The following is a 20,095-nucleotide window of genomic DNA, read 5'->3' as shown; positions in this document are numbered from 1 at the left end:
TTTTTATTTACACTCAATTATATATAAATCATATTAAATTTATGTGTATATTTAAGAGTTATCAAATATAGGAACTATTTAATTTATAATATTAATTTTAGTCTTTTGTGTAGATGGAAGCCACTTCGAAAAACTTAACATCTTACCTAAAAAAATATTTTGGTTTTGACCAATTTAAAGGACAGCAGCACGAAATCATTACAAGCTTACTTAATAAAGAAGATGTATTTGTTTTGATGCCTACTGGCGGAGGTAAGTCTTTATGTTATCAACTACCGGCATTAATGTCAGATGGAGTCGCGATTATTGTTTCACCTTTAATCGCCTTAATGAAGAATCAAGTAGACGCTATACGTGGAATTTCGGAAAATAACGGAATTGCCCATGTATTAAACTCATCTTTGAATAAGTCAGAAACAAAAACTGTGATGACGGATATCAAAAATGGAGTAACAAAAATGTTATATGTTGCACCAGAGTCTTTGACAAAAGAAGAATATGTCGATTTCTTTAAATCGGTTAAAATTTCTTTTTTTGGAATAGATGAAGCGCACTGTATTTCTGAATGGGGACACGATTTTCGACCAGAATATCGTAATCTAAAATCGATTATTAACAAAATTGGTGATGCCCCTATTATTGCTTTAACAGCCACAGCAACACCTAAAGTACAAGAAGATATTCAGAAAACTTTAGGAATGCAAAGCGCAAAAGTATTTAAAGATTCTTTTAATCGTACTAATTTATTTTACGAAATTCGACCAAAGGTTGATCAAGACAAACAAATCATCAAATTTATCAAACAAAACGAAGGTAAATCTGGTGTAATTTATTGTTTAAGTCGTAAAAAAGTTGAAGAAATCACTCAACTTTTACAAGTAAACGGAATCAATGCCATTCCTTATCATGCAGGTTTAGATGCCAAAACACGTAGCAAACATCAAGATATGTTTTTGATGGAAGACGCAAGTGTTGTAGTAGCTACAATTGCTTTCGGAATGGGAATTGACAAACCTGATGTACGTTTTGTAATGCATTACGATATGCCAAAATCATTAGAAAGTTATTACCAAGAAACTGGTCGTGCTGGTCGCGATGGTGGTGAAGGGATTTGTATCGCTTTCTACGATTATAAAGATATCGAAAAACTAGAAAAGTTTTTAGCAAGTAAACCAGTTGCGGAACGCGAAGTTGGAATGCAATTACTTTCTGAAGTTGTCGCTTATGCAGAAACCTCAATGTCTCGACGCAAATTCTTATTACATTATTTTGGAGAAGAATTTGACGATAAAAATGGAGAAGGCGCAAATATGGATGACAATATGCGCAATCCTAAAAAGATGGTTGAAGCAAAAGATGATGCCGTAACTGCTTTACAAGTTATTCAAAAAACTAATCAAAAATTAAAATTAAATGATGTTGTAAATGTCTTAGTTGGTAAAGAAACTTCTATCACAAAATCATACAATTTAAGTTCAGAAGATTTTTTTGGAATAGGAAAAGCAAAAGAAGATTATTATTGGAAATCAATTTTACGTCAATTAATTGTTCGCAATTTATTAGAAAAAGAAATTGAATCTTATGGAATTTTAAAAATTACCAAAGAAGGAAAAGATTTCATTGCTAAACCATCTTCTTTTGAAATAGCAGAAGATATTGATTTCAAAAAATTGTTATCGGAAGGAAATTTCGACAAAGAAGAAACTTCGTCTGCTCCAGTTGCTTTTGATGATGTTTTACTAAAACAATTAAAGGATTTACGCAAAAAAATCTCTAAAAAACATCAAATTCCTCCATTTGCAGTTTTCCAAGATTCTAGTTTAGATGATATGACAATGCAATATCCAACAACCGTGAAAGAATTAACGAATGTTTTTGGAGTTGGAGAAGGAAAAGCTCAAAAATTTGGAAAAGAATTTGTTGATTTCATTGCACAATATGTAAAAGACAACGATATCATTCGACCTGAAGATATGGTGATAAAACAAGTTGCGGATAAATCTAGCCACAAAGTTTACATCATTCAATCGACAGATAGAAAATTGAATTTAGAAGATGTTGCAGAAGCAAAAAATATGTCGATGAGCGATTTACTTTCTGAAATGGAAAGTATTGTTTATCAAGGAACAAAACTAAATATCAATTATTACATTGACGAAATTTTAGACGAAGACCAACAAGAAGAAATTTATGATTTCTTGATGGATGCAGAATCTGATTCAATGTCTTCATTATTAGAAGAATTTGGTGACGATTATGATGATGAAGAATTACGTTTGATGCGAATCAAATTTATTAGCGAAGTCGCGAATTAAACCATTAAAATAAACTTCAGCCCAAGGAATTCTTATCTTTGGGCTTAATTATTACAAAACATATGAATAATAAAGCAATATTAATGATATTAGATGGCTGGGGAATTGGACCAAATCCTGCAGTCTCAGCAATCGCTCAAGCGAACACTCCTTTTATAGACAGTTGTTTCGAAAAATTTCCACATTCTACTTTAGATACTTTTGGATTGGCCGTTGGTTTACCAGAAGGACAAATGGGAAATTCGGAAGTTGGACACATGAATTTAGGTGCAGGACGAGTTGTTTTCCAAAACTTAGTTCGCATTAATATGGCAGTTGAAAAAGGAACATTGCAAAATGAGCCTATCTTAAAAGATGCTTTTCAATATGCTTTAGAAAATAACAAAAAAGTACATTTCATTGGTTTAGTTTCTAATGGTGGTGTGCATTCACATATCAATCATTTGAAAGGCTTATTGGATGCCGCAAATCAATCTGGTTTACACGAAAATGTTTTTGTACACGCATTTACAGATGGTCGCGATACTGATCCTAAATCTGGTGAAGGATTTATCAGCGAATTGATGAATCACATGACAAAATCAACGGGTGAAATTGCTACGATTACAGGTCGTTACTACGCAATGGATCGTGATAAACGTTGGGAACGCGTAAAATTAGCTTACGATGCAATGGTAAATGCAGTTGGTGAAACAACAACAGATCCATTAGAAGCAATTCGTGCATCTTATAAAGAAGGCGTAACTGATGAATTTATCAAACCGATTATTATAACAGATGAAAATGGTCAGCCAAAAGCAAAAATAGAGAATGATGATGTTGTCATTTGTTTCAATTTCAGAACAGATCGCGGACGTGAAATTACAGAAGTTTTAACACAACATGATTTTCCAGATTTTGGAATGCATAAATTAAATCTAAAATATATCACATTAACAGAATATGATGCTACATATACTGGAGTTGCGGTAATTTTTGATGAAAAAAATATTGTAAACACATTAGGAGAAATTATTGCAAATGCAGGTCGTAAACAAATTCGTATTGCTGAAACTGAAAAATATCCGCATGTAACGTTCTTTTTCAACGGTGGTCGTGAAGAGCCTTTAACTGGAGAATCTCGTATTTTATGTGCTTCACCAAGAGATGTTGCTACTTACGATTTAAAACCTGAAATGGCTGCTTATGATATTACAAATGCAATTGTTCCTGAAATCGAAAAGGAATCTGCTGATTTTATTTGTTTAAACTTTGCTAATACAGATATGGTTGGTCATACAGGTGTCATGGCTGCTGCAATAAAAGCTGCTGAAGTAGTAGATTCTTGTGCGGAAAAAATTGTAAATGCTGCATTAGAACATGGTTACAACGTTGTTATTTTAGCTGACCACGGAAATTCAGATTTTATGATGAACGAAGATGGATCTCCAAATACACAACATACTACAAACCCAGTTCCAGTTATCTTGGCTCAAAAAAATATCGAATGGAATGTTGAACACGGAAAATTAGGAGATATTGCGCCAACAATTCTAACTTTAATGGGAATTGAAATTCCTACTGAAATGACTGGAAATGTAATTATAAACAAAACAACAAACTAACTTAAACTTAATTATAAATAATGATTAACAAAATTATTGCAGTAGACTTTGACGGAACTATTGTAGATGATAAATATCCTGCTATTGGAAAGGCGAAAATTTTTGCTTTTGAAACTTTACGTCAATTACAAAATGACGGATACCGACTTACATTATGGACTTACAGAAGTGGAAAAGCACTAGATGAAGCTGTTGAGTTTTGTAGAGAAAACGGTATTGAGTTTTATGCTGTAAACAATAGTTTTGAAGGAGAAGATTTTGATAAAAATACGCAAAGTCGCAAAATAAATGCCGATATCTTTATCGACGATAGAAATTTAGGAGGTTTTCCAGGTTGGAGCGACGTTTATCAAATCATCACAAAAAAGATTGAATTAAATGTTCACCAAAATGGGCAAAAAGCTCCTGAGAAGAAAAAGAAAAAAGGTTTTTTTGGATTATGATACATTTAAAAAATAAAGAAGAATTAGAACTAATGTACCTAAGTGCTCAATTGGTTTCAAAAACCTTAGGAATGTTAGCCAAAGAAGTAGTACCTGGTGTTACAACCAATCATTTAGATAAATTAGGTGGTGAATATATTCGCGACAATGGAGGATATCCTGCATTTTTAGGAATGTACGACTTTCCAAAAAATCTTTGTATTTCGCCTAATCAACAAGTTGTTCATGGTATACCTAACGATGAACCTCTTAAAGAAGGCGATATTGTTTCTATAGATTGTGGTGTTTACATGAATGATTTTTACGGAGATCATGCTTATACATTTGCTGTTGGCGAAGTTGATGCTGAAACCGAAAAATTATTACGTATTACAAAAGAATCTATGTTCAAAGGAATTGAACAAATGAAAAAAGGAAATCGTGTTGGTGACATAGGTTTTGCAATTCAACAATATTGTGAAAAAGAAGGTTACGGAATTGTTCGTGAATTAGTTGGACATGGATTAGGTCGTAAAATGCACGAAGATCCACAAGTACCAAATTACGGACGTCGTGGATCAGGTAAAAAAATTGAAGAAGGAATGGTTTTAGCTATCGAACCAATGGTGAATATGGGAACTGAAAAAGTGTTCTTTCATAAAGATGGTTGGACAGTTACAACGCGCGATGATAAATATTCGGCTCATTTCGAACACGATGTTTGTGTGGTAGATGGTGAACCAAAATTATTGTCTACTTATCAGTTTATTTACGATGCATTAGGTATCGAATCTGATGAAGAAAAATCATTTTTATTCAAACCTTAAAAAACTTTTGTGAAAAAGCTTTTAAAAAAAATCATGAATATTCTACCTCGTCCATTATTGATACAAGGTAGTTATATTATTCGTCCTATTCTCGTTTGGTTTATGAAAGGAAATCGTTTCGTAGATCCTATAGATGGACAAGGTTATTACAGTTTATTGCCTTATGGTTATGAAAAACAGCGCGATAATGTTCTCTCGCCTGGAACTTTTTCGTTAGAAAGACATCGTTTGATGTGGTTGTATCTAAAAAATGAAACTTCTTTTTTTACCGAAAAAGCAAAGGTCTTGCATATTGCTCCAGAACAATCATTTATCAAGCGTTTTCGTTCAATGAAAAATCTTGAATACATCACAAGTGATATCGAATCACCTTTGGCTGATGTAAAAGCTGATATTTGTGATTTACCTTTTGGAGATGATACATTCGATATTATTTTTTGTAATCACGTCTTAGAACATATAGAAGACGATCACAAAGCGATGAGCGAATTATATCGTGTAATGAAACCTGGAGGTTGGGGAATATTCCAAGTACCAATTTCATATCAAAGAGATGTAACATACGAAGATCCTAATATAACAACAAAAGAAGAACGCAAAGAAAAATTTGGACAATATGATCACGTTCGTGTTTATGGTTTGGATTATTACAAACGTTTGGAAGATGTTGGATTTATTGTAGAAAAAGTAGATTATACCAAACAAATTCCTTCGGAAGATGTTCGAAAATATTGCTTAGAAAAAGGTGAAATTTTACCCGTTGTTCGTAAACCAAAAGCATAATTAAAATAAAAAATAAAAGCGTTACCTTTTCTTAGTAACGCTTTTATTTTGATTATTTATCAACTCCTTCATTCGAAGATTCAACCGAATGCATATCATTTTGCATTTCTTTAAATGTCATTATTTTACCTTTTTTTGGCAAAGTAATCTTTAGATTTTCTTTCAAAATTTCAAGTTTATCCAATTTAAAAATCGTTTTGAAATATGGCGTAATAATTTCTGCTTGTATTATCAAACCTGGTAAATTAGCAATGTTATACGGACCATCTTTGTATTTTATTTCAGGAGAATACCAAGCAATAAATTCATTTCCATCTCCATCTTTTCCAATTGCTTTAATAACATTATAACCATTTATAACCGATTTTTCCTTTGTCAATTTCCATTGATAATCAGGAATATTTTCTTTTACTAAATATGTTTTAACATTAATATCAAATTGTTTGTAATATTCATTTTTTGAAAAATCTTTATACAACGGATTTTGTTCAGAAGCTAAAATCTTTTGCACAACAATATCTGCTTCGTCTTGTGCATTATTTATCTTAGTATCTCCTCTAAAAACAGATAAATTATTATTACTTTCTAATATAAAATCAACAAAAATTCCTCTGTTAATGGCTATTTTAAAAGCTTGTTGTAAATCTTTTGGAAACATATCCTTAGATTCTTCATAATCGAAGATAAATTCGGTTTTATATGTTGCTCTAATACTTTCTTTCTCAGTTTGAGCAAATAAATTAATTCCTAAAAATAAGGTTAATCCAATTATTACATTTTTCATTTTTTATAGTTGTTTTGATTATTTAAAACTTTTACGAATATCCATTTTTTCATTCACAGATTTATTAAATTCTGGAAAAGGTTGCGCACTAAAATCTTTAACTTCAATTTTTATTTTTACATCATTCATATGCTCAGTCTTATCGGTTTCTAAATAAGTAGCATTCCAATTTCTGTAACTTTCTTTTAAAATCCATTTATTTTGATAAGGTCTGTATTTGTAGACAACTTCATTAAAATTTATTTTAGAACCATCATTTTCAAAATATCTATTTTCTTGAAAAGATTTATGTTCTACAATAGCAAAAGTCTCTTTATCAATCAAAAAACTATTTGTAACATTTGTTTTTGAATTCTTAAGCTCAACTTCATACATAAATTTGTCTGCATATTTTACAATCAAAACTTTTTCATCATCATACATTTTTGCTTCAAGCTTTTTGTACATATCTTTTATAAGATTCAAAAGTGAAATATTATTAAAATAATGAATCATTCTATATACAGATTTTTGATGAATTCCTTCACCGATAATTCGTTTATTCACAATATTATTAGAATAAATTTTTAGTTGATCTTTTTTAAAACGAAACTGTAAATCAACATCAAGAAAATCTCTGTTAATAGAATCTATAATCGCATCAAACGTGAAATTCACTTTATAAAAATGTTGTTCAGTATTGAAATTCTTATCATAATTATCAATCACTTTTTTCAAAATATCTTCTGCCTTCAAATTGGTAACAAAAGCTTCTTGAAGTTCTACTTCTGATACTTTTTCGAGCTTAATTATCAATTCAGATTCTAAATCCGAAACTTTAAGTTTTGCATCTTGATAACCTTTTTTCGAAACAATTAATTCATCATTTTGCAAAACATTATCCAAATCAACAATCGCTTTTCCTTTCTGATCTGAAACAAAATTCTTTGTCGAATTCATGAAATAAATATCAGTATCATACAAAGGTAAATCGTCTGAAAAATCTAATATTTTCACATTGATAATCTGTGCATTAACCGAAATTGTAAACAATAAAAAAATGTAAAAAAATTTAGTCATTCTTTTTAATTACAATTTGTCTATTATCACTTTCCGTTCCTTGTTTGATTTCGATGAGAATATCATTTTTAAAAATTAGAATATTTTCGACAGATACGTTTTCTAATCCTGTCCATAATACTTCTTTATAGTAAAATAAATCTATTCTTTCATCAGAATTTTCAGTTCGAGATCCTATTTTAAAAGGCTTTCCAAGTTTTTCTTGCACTTGAGATTTAGACATATTCAGTTGAATATTATTCTTAATTAAAGTACTTTGAGTGCTAGCACAACTCATGATCGAAAAAACAGTAATAAAAATAAGTAAAATTCTTTTCATAATTTAAAAATCAATATTGAATTAAAGATATATTTTTAATCTTATTAAAAACCTATTAATCAATCTTTTTTACAAATATTTTAACAAAAAAAAGCGTTACTCAAAAAAGTAACGCTTTTATATTTTATAAATATTAATTTTCTAGTGAGCTTCTAACCAATTCGCTCCTACTCCAACTTCGGCAATTAATGGAACTTCCATTTCCATCGCTGCTTCCATTGTCGATTTTATTAATTCTGATACTTTTTCTACCTCATCTTTAGGCGCATCAAAAATTAACTCATCATGTACTTGCAAAATCATTTTGGTTTTGTAATTTTTCTCCAATTCTTTCTGAATCTGAATCATTGCCATTTTCACAATATCTGCAGCAGTTCCTTGTATTGGCGCATTTACTGCATTACGTTCGGCGTGAGAACGTACAACTGCGTTTCTCGAATTAATATCTTTCAAATAACGGCGACGTCCCATTAAAGTTTCAACAAAACCTTGTTCACGAGCAATCTCAACTTGTTTTTCAATATATGTTTTCAAGGTTGGATATGTTTCGTAATAAGCATCAATCAATGCTTTGGCTTCTTTACGCGAAATATTTGCTTGGTCTGCTAAACCAAAAGCCGAAACTCCATAAATAATTCCGAAATTCACCGTTTTCGCTTGGCTACGTTGTTCGCGCGTTACATCTTCCAATACTACATTAAATACTTTTGCCGCAGTAGAAGCATGAATATCTTCGCCATGCTTAAATGCTTCGACCATAATCGGATCTTGTGACATTTGAGCAATTAAACGCAATTCAATTTGTGAATAATCGGCCGAAATAATCACATGATTTTCATCTCGTGCTACAAATGCTTTACGAATTTGTTGACCTTCTTCTGAACGAATTGGAATGTTTTGTAAATTCGGATTTACAGAAGATAAACGTCCTGTTGCAGCAACTGTTTGTGCATATGTTGTGTGAACACGTCCAGTTTTTGGATTTACCAATTCTGGCAATGCATCAATATATGTTGATTTTAGTTTTTGTAATTGACGATATTCTAAAATATCATTAATAATTGGATGCTTATCTTTTAATTTCGATAAAATTTCTTCTCCTGTTGCATATTGACCAGTTTTTGTCTTTTTTGCTTTTGGATCTAATTGTAATTTATCAAATAAGATTTCACCTAATTGTTTTGGAGAATTAAGATTGAATTCTTCTCCAGCATCTTCTTGTATTTTTGCTTCTAACTCTCTTAATTTACCTTCGTGTTTTATAGAAAGTTCTTTCAAAAATGGAACATCTAAGCGAACACCTTCCAATTCCATATCAGCCAAAACTTGCATCAAAGGCATTTCCAGATTTGTGAATAATTTGTGTGTATTCGCTTTAATTAATTCTGGTTCGAAAAGATTTTTTAATTGATAGGTAATATCTGAATCTTCTACGCCATATTCGGTTTGCTCCATTAATGGAACATCACGAAAATTCTTTTGATTTTTTCCTTTTTTTCCAATTAAACTTTCGATTGAAACAGGTTGATAACTCAAATATGTTTCTGATAAAACATCCATATTATGACGCATATCTGGATTTATCAAATAATGCGCAATCATTGTATCAAAATTGTGACCTTTTACAAGAATATCATATTTGTTTAAAACTTTGATATCATATTTTAAATTTTGACCAATTTTAGAAATTGATTCATCTTCGAAAAATGGTTTAAATTCATTTATGATTGCTTTCGTTTCATCAAAATCAGCAGTAAAAGGAACATAATATCCTTTTCCTTTTTCCCAAGAAAATGAAATACCAACTAATTCTGCATTCAACGCATCTAAAGATGTTGTTTCTGTATCGAATGTAACTTCTCTTTGCTTTAGAATATTTTTCAATAAGATTTCTCTTCCTTTTTTTGTATCGATTAATTGATATAAATGATTGGTTGAATGAATATCTGTAAATGCTGAATTTTGAGGAATGATTTCTTCATCCGAAGTAAAATCGAATAAAGATTGTTGTGCTGTTTGTGCTTGATTCGACGAAATCTGACTTGCAGCAGAAATTTCTTCTTGTGCTTCTTTTATTATTCCAGAAGCATCCAATCCATAGATTCTGTAAACTGTTTCTAACATTCGACGAAATTCTAATTCCGTAAAAAGTTCAGTTACTTTTTCTATATCTGGCGGACAAACCGTTAAATCTTCTTCATCGAATTCAACAGGTGCATCTGTTATAATTGTTGCTAACTTCTTCGAAAGAATTCCAAGTTCTTTATTTTCTTCAATCTTTTCTTTGGCTTTTCCTTTTAGCTTATCTGTATTTGCTAAAAGTCCTTCCATCGAACCAAATTCTTTCAAATATTTACTTGCAGTTTTTGCTCCAACTCCTGGCAATCCTGGAATATTATCTACTGCATCGCCCATCATTCCAAGATAATCGATTACTTGGATAGGATCGTCAATTTCAAATTTTTCTTTGACTTCTTCAATTCCCCAAATCTCAACACCTTTTCCATTCGCAGCAGGACGATACATCTTGATATTTTCTGTTACCAATTGTGCAAAATCCTTATCTGGCGTTACCATGTAAGTTGTATAACCTTGTTTTTCTGCTTTTTGAGCTAAAGTTCCGATTACATCATCTGCCTCGTAACCTTCTGCAAAAAGAACTGGAATTTTTAAAGCTCGTAAAATATCTTGAATAAGTGGAACACCCAAACGAATAGCTTCTGGAGTTTCATCGCGATTTGCTTTATATTCTGGGAAATCTACGGTACGAACTGTAGCTTGACCAACATCGAAAACAACGGCTAAATGTGTTGGTTGCTCACGACGAATAACATCGAACAAGGAATTCGTGAATCCCATAATTGCCGAAGTATTAAATCCTTTTGAATTGATTCGTGGATTTTTGATAAATGCATAATATCCTCTAAAAATCAAGGCATAAGCATCTAACAGGAAAAGTCTTTTATCTAATTGATTCATATAATTTTCGTTATGCGAAAAGCGATGAGCGTTAAGCGAAAATTCTCGCAGATCGCTAACCGCAATACGTTTATCTTAATATTCTGGTGCTAATTCTAAAACTAATCCATCCATATCATCCGAAATATGTAACTGGCAACCTAAACGTGAATTATCTTTCACATTAAAAGCTTCTGCAAGCATTGCATCTTCGTCAGGATTCATTTCTGGCAAAGGAATTTCTGGCGTTAGCACATAACATTGACACGAAGCGCACATTGCCATTCCTCCACAAACACCTATGGTTCCTTCTGGTGCCAATTCGTAAGCACGAACAAGTTCCATAATATTCATATTCATATCAGTAGGTGCATCAACTTCGTGCGAAACTCCTTCTCTGTCTATAATTGTAATTTTAATATCTGCCATAACTCTTTTTCAAGATACACAAAAATACGTATTGTTTATCTTTCAAAAAAGAATATACCTCATTGGTTGATATTTAATACTAATTTTAAATAAGAGTTGTGATGAAGAGGATACTGAATAGAGATTTATTTTCTTAGAAATTATATCCTTTTTGGGATAATGAACCTAAAAGACGGAGTAGAGAATCGTGTGAATGTCAATAAAAAAACCTTTTACGTAAAACGCAAAAGGTTTTAAAAAATATTTCTATTTATTGGATTAAAATTAGTCAATAGCTTTGACAACGGCTTTTTCGGCTTCTTTTCTTGTTCCATCAAAACCATCAACACCAGAAACTGTCGTATATTTCAACACGAATTTTTTCCCAGGATTCATTCTATTGTAAACAGATTGACACATCAAAGTAGCTTCATGAAAACCACATAAAATCAATTTTAATTTTCCTGGATAAGTATTCACATCACCAATAGCATAAATTCCTTCGATATTCGTTTGATAATCTAATGCATTGTTTACTTTAATTGCATTTTTTTCAATCTCTAATCCCCAATTAGCAATAGGTCCTAATTTTGGAGAAAGACCAAATAATGGAATAAAATAATCTGTTTCTAGTTCAAAAGTTTCACCTTCTTTTTCAATAACCAAGCTTTCTACTTTACCTTCTCCTTTAATTCCAGTAATTTCAGCAGGAGTAATCAAATTAATTTTTCCCTCTTTTCTTAAATCAATTACTTTATCAACAGAATCTAAAGCTCCACGGAACTCATTTCTTCTATGAACTAAAGTAACTTCTGAAGCTACATCAGCTAAGAAAATCGACCAATCTAAAGCAGAATCTCCTCCTCCAGCAATAACAATTTTTTTATCACGAAATAATTCAGGATTTTTCACAAAATATTCAACTCCTTTATCTTCATATGCTTCTATATTTTCGATAATTGGTTTACGAGGCTCAAAAGATCCAAGACCACCAGCAATCGCAACTGAATTTCCGTGAACTTGTGTTCCTTTATTTGTAGTTACGATAAAAGTTCCGTCTTCCTGTTTATCAATTGTCGTTGCTTGCTCATTTAATGTAAAACCTGGTTCAAATTGTTTGATTTGTTCCATTAAATTATCAACTAATTCACCCGCACCAACAGAAGGATAACCAGGGATATCAAAAATTGGTTTTTTAGGATACAATTCTGTCAATTGTCCTCCTGGCTGAGGAAGTGCGTCAATAATATGACATCTCATTTTTAATAAACCTGCTTCGAAAACAGCAAAAAGACCAGTAGGTCCAGCTCCGATTATAACTATATCTGTTTGAATCATTTTTTAAATTTTATTTAGAATGTTACTAAATTGATTGCAAATTTAATGAATTTGAATAGATTAATCGATGATTATCATCAGAACTCTAATAATATTTTTGACAAAAAAAAGACAAACTCAATGATGAATTTGTCTTTTGAAGTTGTAGCGAAGAGCAGAATCGAACTGCCGACCTCAGGGTTATGAATCCTGCGCTCTAACCATCTGAGCTACCTCGCCTTGTTTTTAGTGGTGCAAATATAAGAGGTTATTTTCGATTAAAACAAATCTTTTTTGAAATATTTTTTATAAAAAATCCCTTAAATAGGCTAATTGATTGAAATTCATTAAAATTAAAATTTTACTTTTTTCAAAGAAAATTGCATCAACTAAAAAATCCTCAAGCAAAACTTGAGGATTTTAATATTTCATTTACTTTTAAACTTACGCTAAAGCATTTTTGATACGTGTCATTGCCTCTCTTAACTCATCTACTGAAGCTGCATATGACATACGAATACAATTTTTAGATCCGAAAGCTGAACCAGAAACAACTGCAACTTGAGCATGTTCTAATAAGTACAATGCTAAATCATCTGCATTGTTAATTGTAACACCTTTGTATGTATTTCCGAAAGTTGCTGTAACATCTGGGAACAAATAGAAAGCTCCTTTTGGTTCATTAACCTTGAACGTTGGAATATCTTTTGCCCAACCTAACATTAATTCGCGACGTTCTGCGAATGCATCTACCATATATTGTACTGAACTTGGATCTGCTTCTAAAGCTGTAATCGCTGCACGTTGCGCAATAGAATTTGCCCCAGAAGTAACTTGCCCTTGCAATGTTTCGCATGCTTTTGCTAACCAAGCTGGTGCTCCTATGAAACCTATTCTCCAACCTGTCATAGCGAATGCTTTTGCTAAACCATTTACAGTTACAGTTTGATTATAAACTTCTGGAAAAGATGCAATCGAAACATTTTTTTCTCCATAAACTATATGCTCATAAATTTCGTCCGAAATAATAATTACATCTGGATATTTAGCTAAAACAGTTGCTAAACCTTGCAATTCTTCTCTTGTATAAACCGATCCTGATGGATTACAAGGAGATGAATAAATAATTGCACGAGTTTTATCTGTAATTGCAGCTTCTAATTGTGTTGGAGTAATTTTGAAATCTGCTTCTAATGTTCCTTCTACAAAAACTGGTGTTCCTCCTGATAATTCTACAATATCTGAATAAGAAACCCAATAAGGTGTAGGAATAATAACTTCTGTCCCTTCGTCTACAATTGCTTGTAAAACATTATAAATTGATTGCTTCGCCCCTGTAGAAACAACAATTTGATTTGGAGAATATTCTATATTATTATCACGTTTAAACTTCTTACAAATAGTTTCTTTTAAATCTGCATATCCGGCAATTGGAGGATATCCTGAATAATTTTCGTCAATAGCTTTTTTAGCTGCTTCCTTAATAAAATCTGGCGTATTGAAATCTGGTTCTCCAATACTTAAACTAATCACATCAATTCCTTGTGATTTTAATTCTCTTGCTTTTGCAGACATTGCAATAGTTGCAGATGGTTTCAAATTTTGTAAACGCTTTGAAAGTTGCATAATATTTGTGAGTTATTTGTAATGTAATAATTTATTGATGCGAAGATACTTTATTCTCCGTATAAATTTATTACTTTTAATCATTAAAAATCTATCATAAAAATAAAAAATTATGGCTGAAATTACATTCAAAGGAAATCCTATTCATACAGGCGGAGATTTGCCAGTTATTGGTGAAAAAGCTCCAAGTTTTGCTTTAACAGCAGATGACTTAAGTCAAAAAACATTAGCAGATTACGCTGGAAAAAATGTTGTTTTAAATATTTTCCCAAGTGTTGACACTGGAACTTGTGCGCAATCAGTTAGAACTTTTAATCAAGAAGTTTCTTCTGCTCCAAATACAGTTGTTTTATGTATTTCGAAAGATTTACCTTTTGCATTATCTCGTTTTTGTGCAGCTGAAGGTTTAGATAATGTAGTAACTTTATCTGATTTCAAAAATGATGAATTTGCAAATGCATATGGTGTAAAAATGGTTGATGGACCTTTGAACGGTTTATTCTCTCGTGCAGTTGTGGTGATTAATCCAAATGGAGAAATTGCTTACACAGAACAAGTTCCTGAAATTGGTCAAGAACCAGATTATACAGATGCTTTAGCAGCAATTAAGTAATCAAATTAGTTTTCAAAACAAAAAGCGTTACTCGAAAAAGTAACGCTTTTTGTTTATTTTTATATTTCGTTTGAAATAATTTATTTCGCAAATTGAACAGCTAATTTTTCTGCTTTCTTCGATTCTGAATAATCATAAAATCCTTCGCCAGATTTCACTCCTTTTTTACCTGCTGTTACCATATTTACTAACAATGGACAAGGTGCATATTTAGGATTTTTGAATCCGTCGTACAATACTTCTAAGATTGATAAACAAACGTCTAAACCAATAAAATCTGCTAATTGTAATGGTCCCATTGGATGTGCCATTCCTAATTTCATAACATCATCAATTTCTTTAACACCTGCAACGCCTTCATATAAAGAATAAATAGCTTCATTTATCATTGGCATTAAAATACGATTTGCGATAAAACCAGGATAATCATTCACTTCTACAGGAGTTTTTCCTAATTTTTCCGACATTTCCATAATCGCTTTTGTTACTTCATCAGTTGTATCGTAACCACGAATAATTTCGACCAATTTCATCATCGGAACTGGATTCATAAAATGCATTCCAATCACTTGTTTTGGGCGATTTGTAACAGATGCAATTTTTGTAATCGAAATAGAAGATGTATTTGATGCTAAAATAGCATTTGCAGGCGCTGCTTCATCAATTTGTTTGAAGATTTTTAATTTCAAATCTAAATTTTCTGTTGCTGCTTCTACTACTAAATCAGCATTTTTTACTGCTTCTGCTGTATCTGTAAATGTTGTAATATTATTTAAAGTTGCCGTTTTATCAGCTTCCGTAATTTTTTCTTTGGCAATCATTCGCTCCAAATTTCCAACGATTGTTTTCAATCCACGCTCTAAACTATCTTGAGAAACGTCAACTAAATTCACTGCAAATCCTGATTGTGCAAAAACATGAGCAATTCCATTCCCCATTGTTCCAGCTCCAATAACTGTAATATTTTTCATCTTTTTGTATGTTTGTTTTTATTATTTGTTTTTAAAAATAGAAATTCTAACCTTATTCTTTTTCGATTGTTTGATTTTTAATAATTTGTTGCTCTTTTTCGAAGTAAGCAATAATTTCCAATGCAACTTTTAATGCATTTCGTCCATCTTGTAACGAAACTTTGATTGGTGTTCCATTTTCGATAGAATCTGCAAAGCTTTCCAATTCATCTAAAATTGCATTATTTGGTAAAACTTCAGGATGTTCAAAACAAATTTCTCTGCGATCTCCTTTATCATTTTCCAAAATCATGGCAAATTCATTTGGATTTTCTGGTGCTTTGTGCATTTTAATAATTTCTGTTTTCTTCGTCAAGAAATCAATTGCAACATAAGCATTTCGTTGAAAAACACGCATTTTTCGCATATTTTTCATTGACATTCTACTTGTCGTAACATTTACCACACAACCATTTTCGAACTCTATTCGGGCATTTGCAATATCGGGCGTATCACTAATTACTGAAACTCCAGAAGAATGAATTGATTTGATTTCTGATTTTACGATAGATAAAATAACATCTAAATCATGAATCATCAAATCTAACACAACAGGAACATCTGTTCCACGTGGATTAAATTCTGCCAAACGATGCGTTTCAATAAACAATGGTTCTTCTATAAAAGGTGCTGCTGCTGTAAATGCAGGATTGAAACGTTCTACATGTCCTACTTGTGCTTTCAGTCCTTTTTCATTTGTCAATTTCAACAAATGATCTGCTTCCTCTAAAGTATGTGTAACTGGTTTCTCGATGAAAAAATGTTTATTTTTTTCGATCACTTTCAATGCGACTTCATAATGTGATAATGTTGGTGTCACGATATCAACAACATCAACAGCATCAATTAATTCGTCCATCGAATTAAAATATTTATACCCAAATTCAGCCTCAACTTTTTTTCCATTTTCTTCAAAAGAATCAAAGAAGCCAATTAATTCGTATCTTTCCGATTGATTTAATAAATTTAAATGGATTTTTCCAAGGTGCCCAGCACCGATTACTCCTACTTTTAACATTTGGTAGATTTTGCCGTTAAAATTAATGAGAATAAGTTGTATTTAATGCATTTTTGTAAAAATTTTGGAATATGTCTGTAGACGATTTTAAACATAAAGGGAGACGCAAAATGTTGGTTGATTTGTTGCGTTCTAAAGGAATTGAAGATGAAAACGTGTTGGAAGCTATTAATTTAGTTCCTCGACATTTATTTTTAGATAGTGCTTTTACAGAATTTGCTTATCGCGACGAAGCCTTTCCTATTGCTGCTGGACAAACTATTTCGCATCCGTTTACAGTTGCTTTTCAAACGCAATTATTAGATATTCAACCAAAAGAAAAAATCTTAGAAATAGGAACTGGTTCTGGTTATCAAACTGCTGTTTTGGTTGCTTTAGGAGCTGAAGTTTTTACGATTGAACGTCAAAAAGATTTGTTTGATTTCTCGAAGATTATGTTGAAAAAAATTAATTTCGAGCCGCGTTATCAAACTTATGGAGATGGTTACAAAGGTTTACCTTCTTTTGCTCCTTTTGATAAAATTATTGTAACGGCTGGCGCGCCAGAAATTCCAGAAGAACTAAAAAAACAATTAAATATTGGTGGAATTATGGTAATTCCTGTTGGAGAACAATCGCAACGAATGATTGTAATTATGCGCTTATCAGAAAATCAATTTGAATATTATGAATTTGGTGATTTCAAATTTGTGCCGATGTTAGAAAGTCGAGATAAATAAAATTTTATAAAAAAAACTCCAACTGAATTTAGTTGGAGTTTTTATTAATTTATTTTAAAGAATTTTAATATTGAATACGAACAAATTCTCCTTTTGAATTAAATATCAAATCAAGATCATTTGTTAATTCTACTTCAAATCCTTCGTACTTTTTTTCTATTTGATTAATCTCAAAAGTTGGATAATTTGTTTTGACATAAGATACAATCGAAGGTAATATAAAACCAGTTGGAATAGGACGATTTCCTTCCGCTTCTACTTTCAACCATGTTCCATTCGCATCAAAATCTATTTCGTCTCTGTTGATAAAATCAACTTCATACATTGCTCCATTTACCTTTGCAGGATTATGTTTTTCTATTTTCTCAATTCCTATTCCAGAAAAATATTTTTCTACAAATTTTTGTCCTTCAGCAGGAAGATTATTTACTTCTATTAATTGAGATGAATTAACATCATCGTCATTATTGCAAGAAATTGTTGCAAATGCAAATACAGAAAATAAGCTTATTCCTAAAACTATTCTTTTCATAACAAATTAATCATCAATTTTTTTGAAATTTCCATTTCTATCAAACTTCACTTCAAGTCCGTTGTTCAATTTTACTTCAATTTCGTTATGATCTCTTTCTATTTTTATAATTTTTGTATTAGGAAAACTTCTTTTTACATAATTCGAAACTTTTGCTGGTACAAATCCTGTTGGAATTACATTTCTGTTTCCATCAACTTCTTTCCAAACTCCATCGCCATCAAATTCTACTTTCGTTCCATTTGCCAAATAAACTTTGTATTCTTTCGAGAATAATTCTTCATCCAACATTACTGAACCAACTTGTTTTGCTCCAAAATATTTGTTGATGAATTGTTGACCTGATTTTGGTAATTGATTGTATTTTATTGCTTGATCTTGTGCAAAAGAAACTAACGCAAAGCTTAACATTACTACACTAAAAAACTTTTTCATATTGTTTTGATTTTATAATTTATTTATAGGACAAAGTTCTGAAGTGAATTAGGAAAGATTTAGGAATAAATTATTTTTTTAGAATAAATTGATGAAAAGGATCATGATAATTATAATTTAAGCTCAAATTATGTTGATTTTTAATAATCGTTTCTACAATAGAAAGTCCTAAACCATTGCTTCCTTCGCTAATTCCCTGTTTATAAAATCGATTAAAAATGAGATGAGCATCTAAAGGTACTTTTTTTCCTGTATTCGAAATGATTAGTTGATTAGAATCACTTTCAATCTTTATCATTTTCTCTTCGTTGTTATGTTTTATTGCATTTCGAATCAAATTTGAGATTAAAACTTGTGCTAAATCAGAATTAAAATTAAGGATGAAATCTTGTTTAAAATTAGTTTCTAATTTAATTTCTTCTATTTCTAAAATTGATTCATAATCTTCGAGTAAATCTTTTGTCAACTTTGTAAAATTAACCTCAACATTATTTTTGTATTGATTATTTTCTATTCTTGACAACATTAACAATGATTTATTTAGATTCACCATTCGCCAAAGTGTTTGTTTGGTTTCTACTAAACTCAACAATTCTTTTTCGTTGAAATCTGAATTTTCAATTAATAAATCGAGTTTATTTATCGCAATCGACAAAGGAGTTTGCAATTCATGCGAAGCATTTTCTATGAATAATTTTTGCGAATTAAAAACCTCATCATTTCTATTAATCATTCGTTCGATTTCTTTCTGCAAAAAAGAAAATTCTTTCACATTTGTTTCTACAATTGTTAAGTTCTCATTATTTCCGACTTCATATTTTCTTAATTGAGAAATAATTTGTTGAAAAGGTTTAAAGGCTTTTTTCAATCCGAAATGATTAATCAATAAAATACTTATCAAAATGAAAACATATAACACAATAAGAGAAATGGACAAATCATAAATTAATTCATCTTCTTCTACAGTAGATGTTCTTATCTCGAGCGCATATGGAATATTATGTTTATCATAAAAACCTGTTCTCAAAACTCTATAAGGTTCCATATCATCGTCATATTCCATGTAAATCATTTCATTGGAAAAACGATTTTTTTCGTTGTATTGAGAAGGATGTATTTTTGTGATTTTGAATTGACTTAAACCAAATTCCGTTTCTTTCAACAAACTTGGATCTTGATAAGCTTCTCGAATAATTTCTATTTTTTGATTTTTCAATCCATCATCTACATTATCATAAACTTCGTCCAAAATCAAGGAATGAAAAATAACTGCCCAAATTGCAATAACAATAAGTAGCCAAAAAGTAAGATAACGAAAAGTATAATTTTTTAGGGAAACTTTCATA

Annotated in this window: 19 protein-coding genes and 1 tRNA gene; 7 read left to right on the top strand and 13 right to left on the bottom strand. The window is 31.0% G+C overall.

The genetic code is table 11. The features are described from left to right. Nucleotides 1–113: 113 nt before the first annotated feature. The 5 genes from recQ to ACMHJW_RS04690 all read left to right on the top strand — a co-directional run bounded on the left by recQ (nt 114) and on the right by ACMHJW_RS04690 (nt 5,951). Complete coding sequence (recQ, locus tag ACMHJW_RS04710) at nt 114–2,315, top strand: DNA helicase RecQ (protein ID WP_413532271.1); 2,202 nt, start codon at nt 114–116, stop codon at nt 2,313–2,315. Between the two features lie 62 nt (nt 2,316–2,377). Further along, nucleotides 2,378–3,919, top strand: a complete 1,542-nt coding sequence (gpmI, locus tag ACMHJW_RS04705) for a 2,3-bisphosphoglycerate-independent phosphoglycerate mutase (RefSeq protein WP_413532270.1) — start codon at nt 2,378–2,380, stop codon at nt 3,917–3,919. A gap of 20 nt (nt 3,920–3,939) precedes the next feature. Then, entirely contained in the window at nt 3,940–4,362 is a 423-nt protein-coding gene (locus ACMHJW_RS04700; RefSeq protein WP_413532269.1) for a BT0820 family HAD-type phosphatase, read from the top strand. Further along, a complete protein-coding gene (gene map, locus ACMHJW_RS04695; RefSeq protein ID WP_413532268.1) occupies nt 4,359–5,168 on the top strand; it encodes a type I methionyl aminopeptidase in 810 nt (269 codons plus the stop codon). The genes ACMHJW_RS04700 and map overlap by 4 nt, the downstream gene beginning before the upstream one ends. 9 nt (nt 5,169–5,177) lie before the next feature. After that, the gene (locus tag ACMHJW_RS04690) at nt 5,178–5,951 is read left to right on the top strand and encodes a class I SAM-dependent methyltransferase (RefSeq protein ID WP_413532267.1); all 774 of its coding nucleotides are present in this window, start codon (nt 5,178–5,180) and stop codon (nt 5,949–5,951) included. Between the two features lie 52 nt (nt 5,952–6,003). Here ACMHJW_RS04690 and ACMHJW_RS04685 read toward each other — a convergent pair whose 3' ends face one another. The 8 genes from ACMHJW_RS04685 to ACMHJW_RS04650 form a co-directional block, all read right to left on the bottom strand. Beyond that, on the bottom strand, nt 6,004–6,735 hold the full coding sequence (locus ACMHJW_RS04685) for a GLPGLI family protein (protein ID WP_413532266.1): 732 nt from the start codon (nt 6,733–6,735) through the stop codon (nt 6,004–6,006). An 18-nt stretch (nt 6,736–6,753) separates the two neighbouring features. After that, nucleotides 6,754–7,794 (bottom strand): hypothetical protein, encoded by a 1,041-nt coding sequence (locus ACMHJW_RS04680; RefSeq protein ID WP_413532265.1) that lies wholly within the window; start codon nt 7,792–7,794, stop codon nt 6,754–6,756. After that, on the bottom strand, nt 7,787–8,017 hold the full coding sequence (locus ACMHJW_RS04675; protein WP_413532264.1) for a hypothetical protein: 231 nt from the start codon (nt 8,015–8,017) through the stop codon (nt 7,787–7,789). The genes ACMHJW_RS04680 and ACMHJW_RS04675 overlap by 8 nt, the downstream gene beginning before the upstream one ends. Before the next feature lie 237 nt (nt 8,018–8,254). Beyond that, nucleotides 8,255–11,092, bottom strand: coding sequence for a DNA polymerase I (polA, locus tag ACMHJW_RS04670; RefSeq protein ID WP_413532263.1), 2,838 nt, complete (start codon nt 11,090–11,092; stop codon nt 8,255–8,257). A gap of 75 nt (nt 11,093–11,167) precedes the next feature. Then, nucleotides 11,168–11,500, bottom strand: a complete 333-nt coding sequence (locus ACMHJW_RS04665; protein WP_413532262.1) for a ferredoxin — start codon at nt 11,498–11,500, stop codon at nt 11,168–11,170. Between the two features lie 264 nt (nt 11,501–11,764). Continuing rightward, nucleotides 11,765–12,817 carry an NAD(P)/FAD-dependent oxidoreductase gene (locus ACMHJW_RS04660; RefSeq protein ID WP_413532261.1) on the bottom strand — a complete coding sequence of 351 codons (1,053 nt, stop codon included), beginning with the start codon at nt 12,815–12,817 and terminating at the stop codon, nt 11,765–11,767. A 145-nt stretch (nt 12,818–12,962) separates the two neighbouring features. Then, a tRNA-Met gene (locus tag ACMHJW_RS04655) sits at nt 12,963–13,036 on the bottom strand. A gap of 204 nt (nt 13,037–13,240) precedes the next feature. Beyond that, nucleotides 13,241–14,422 carry a pyridoxal phosphate-dependent aminotransferase gene (locus ACMHJW_RS04650; protein WP_413532260.1) on the bottom strand — a complete coding sequence of 394 codons (1,182 nt, stop codon included), beginning with the start codon at nt 14,420–14,422 and terminating at the stop codon, nt 13,241–13,243. 112 nt (nt 14,423–14,534) lie between these two features. On the opposite strand from ACMHJW_RS04650, the gene tpx reads away from it, so the two are divergent. After that, nucleotides 14,535–15,035 (top strand): thiol peroxidase, encoded by a 501-nt coding sequence (tpx, locus tag ACMHJW_RS04645; RefSeq protein ID WP_413532259.1) that lies wholly within the window; start codon nt 14,535–14,537, stop codon nt 15,033–15,035. 80 nt (nt 15,036–15,115) lie between these two features. Here tpx and ACMHJW_RS04640 read toward each other — a convergent pair whose 3' ends face one another. Together ACMHJW_RS04640 and ACMHJW_RS04635 are read right to left on the bottom strand one after the other, a co-directional pair. Further along, nucleotides 15,116–16,006, bottom strand: coding sequence for a 3-hydroxybutyryl-CoA dehydrogenase (locus tag ACMHJW_RS04640; RefSeq protein WP_413532258.1), 891 nt, complete (start codon nt 16,004–16,006; stop codon nt 15,116–15,118). Nucleotides 16,007–16,058: 52 nt separating this feature from the next. Beyond that, entirely contained in the window at nt 16,059–17,063 is a 1,005-nt protein-coding gene (locus ACMHJW_RS04635) for a Gfo/Idh/MocA family protein (RefSeq protein WP_413532257.1), read from the bottom strand. Nucleotides 17,064–17,134: 71 nt separating this feature from the next. Between ACMHJW_RS04635 and ACMHJW_RS04630 the strand changes: the two genes are divergently transcribed. Further along, nucleotides 17,135–17,782, top strand: a complete 648-nt coding sequence (locus ACMHJW_RS04630) for a protein-L-isoaspartate(D-aspartate) O-methyltransferase (protein ID WP_413532256.1) — start codon at nt 17,135–17,137, stop codon at nt 17,780–17,782. A gap of 64 nt (nt 17,783–17,846) precedes the next feature. Here ACMHJW_RS04630 and ACMHJW_RS04625 read toward each other — a convergent pair whose 3' ends face one another. The 3 genes from ACMHJW_RS04625 to ACMHJW_RS04615 all read right to left on the bottom strand — a co-directional run bounded on the left by ACMHJW_RS04625 (nt 17,847) and on the right by ACMHJW_RS04615 (nt 20,094). Continuing rightward, nucleotides 17,847–18,314, bottom strand: a complete 468-nt coding sequence (locus ACMHJW_RS04625; protein WP_413532255.1) for a PepSY-like domain-containing protein — start codon at nt 18,312–18,314, stop codon at nt 17,847–17,849. 6 nt (nt 18,315–18,320) lie between these two features. Then, the gene (locus tag ACMHJW_RS04620; RefSeq protein ID WP_413532254.1) at nt 18,321–18,749 is read right to left on the bottom strand and encodes a PepSY-like domain-containing protein; all 429 of its coding nucleotides are present in this window, start codon (nt 18,747–18,749) and stop codon (nt 18,321–18,323) included. 70 nt (nt 18,750–18,819) lie between these two features. Further along, nucleotides 18,820–20,094, bottom strand: a complete 1,275-nt coding sequence (locus ACMHJW_RS04615; RefSeq protein ID WP_413532253.1) for a sensor histidine kinase — start codon at nt 20,092–20,094, stop codon at nt 18,820–18,822. Between the last annotated feature and the right edge of the window lies 1 nt (nt 20,095).

The organism is Empedobacter brevis, from assembly GCF_965118635.1.
Taxonomy (GTDB): domain Bacteria; phylum Bacteroidota; class Bacteroidia; order Flavobacteriales; family Weeksellaceae; genus Empedobacter; species Empedobacter brevis_A.
The sequence above is the reverse complement of the archived record's forward strand: the minus strand, read 5'-3'. Positions and strand labels throughout refer to the sequence as shown.

What these genes read in the sequence shown, in the direction of transcription:
- ACMHJW_RS04625 (WP_413532255.1), bottom strand. Translation starts at nt 18,314, where the DNA reads ATGAAAAGAATAGTTTTAGGAATAAGCTTATTTTCTGTATTTGCATTT.
- ACMHJW_RS04700 (WP_413532269.1), top strand. Translation starts at nt 3,940, where the DNA reads ATGATTAACAAAATTATTGCAGTAGACTTTGACGGAACTATTGTAGAT.
- map (WP_413532268.1), top strand. Translation starts at nt 4,359, where the DNA reads ATGATACATTTAAAAAATAAAGAAGAATTAGAACTAATGTACCTAAGT.
- ACMHJW_RS04620 (WP_413532254.1), bottom strand. Translation starts at nt 18,749, where the DNA reads ATGAAAAAGTTTTTTAGTGTAGTAATGTTAAGCTTTGCGTTAGTTTCT.
- recQ (WP_413532271.1), top strand. Translation starts at nt 114, where the DNA reads ATGGAAGCCACTTCGAAAAACTTAACATCTTACCTAAAAAAATATTTT.
- ACMHJW_RS04685 (WP_413532266.1), bottom strand. Translation starts at nt 6,735, where the DNA reads ATGAAAAATGTAATAATTGGATTAACCTTATTTTTAGGAATTAATTTA.
- ACMHJW_RS04640 (WP_413532258.1), bottom strand. Translation starts at nt 16,006, where the DNA reads ATGAAAAATATTACAGTTATTGGAGCTGGAACAATGGGGAATGGAATT.
- polA (WP_413532263.1), bottom strand. Translation starts at nt 11,092, where the DNA reads ATGAATCAATTAGATAAAAGACTTTTCCTGTTAGATGCTTATGCCTTG.
- gpmI (WP_413532270.1), top strand. Translation starts at nt 2,378, where the DNA reads ATGAATAATAAAGCAATATTAATGATATTAGATGGCTGGGGAATTGGA.
- ACMHJW_RS04615 (WP_413532253.1), bottom strand. Translation starts at nt 20,094, where the DNA reads ATGAAAGTTTCCCTAAAAAATTATACTTTTCGTTATCTTACTTTTTGG.
- ACMHJW_RS04665 (WP_413532262.1), bottom strand. Translation starts at nt 11,500, where the DNA reads ATGGCAGATATTAAAATTACAATTATAGACAGAGAAGGAGTTTCGCAC.
- tpx (WP_413532259.1), top strand. Translation starts at nt 14,535, where the DNA reads ATGGCTGAAATTACATTCAAAGGAAATCCTATTCATACAGGCGGAGAT.
- ACMHJW_RS04680 (WP_413532265.1), bottom strand. Translation starts at nt 7,794, where the DNA reads ATGACTAAATTTTTTTACATTTTTTTATTGTTTACAATTTCGGTTAAT.
- ACMHJW_RS04660 (WP_413532261.1), bottom strand. Translation starts at nt 12,817, where the DNA reads ATGATTCAAACAGATATAGTTATAATCGGAGCTGGACCTACTGGTCTT.
- ACMHJW_RS04630 (WP_413532256.1), top strand. Translation starts at nt 17,135, where the DNA reads ATGTCTGTAGACGATTTTAAACATAAAGGGAGACGCAAAATGTTGGTT.
- ACMHJW_RS04675 (WP_413532264.1), bottom strand. Translation starts at nt 8,017, where the DNA reads ATGTCTAAATCTCAAGTGCAAGAAAAACTTGGAAAGCCTTTTAAAATA.
- ACMHJW_RS04650 (WP_413532260.1), bottom strand. Translation starts at nt 14,422, where the DNA reads ATGCAACTTTCAAAGCGTTTACAAAATTTGAAACCATCTGCAACTATT.
- ACMHJW_RS04635 (WP_413532257.1), bottom strand. Translation starts at nt 17,063, where the DNA reads ATGTTAAAAGTAGGAGTAATCGGTGCTGGGCACCTTGGAAAAATCCAT.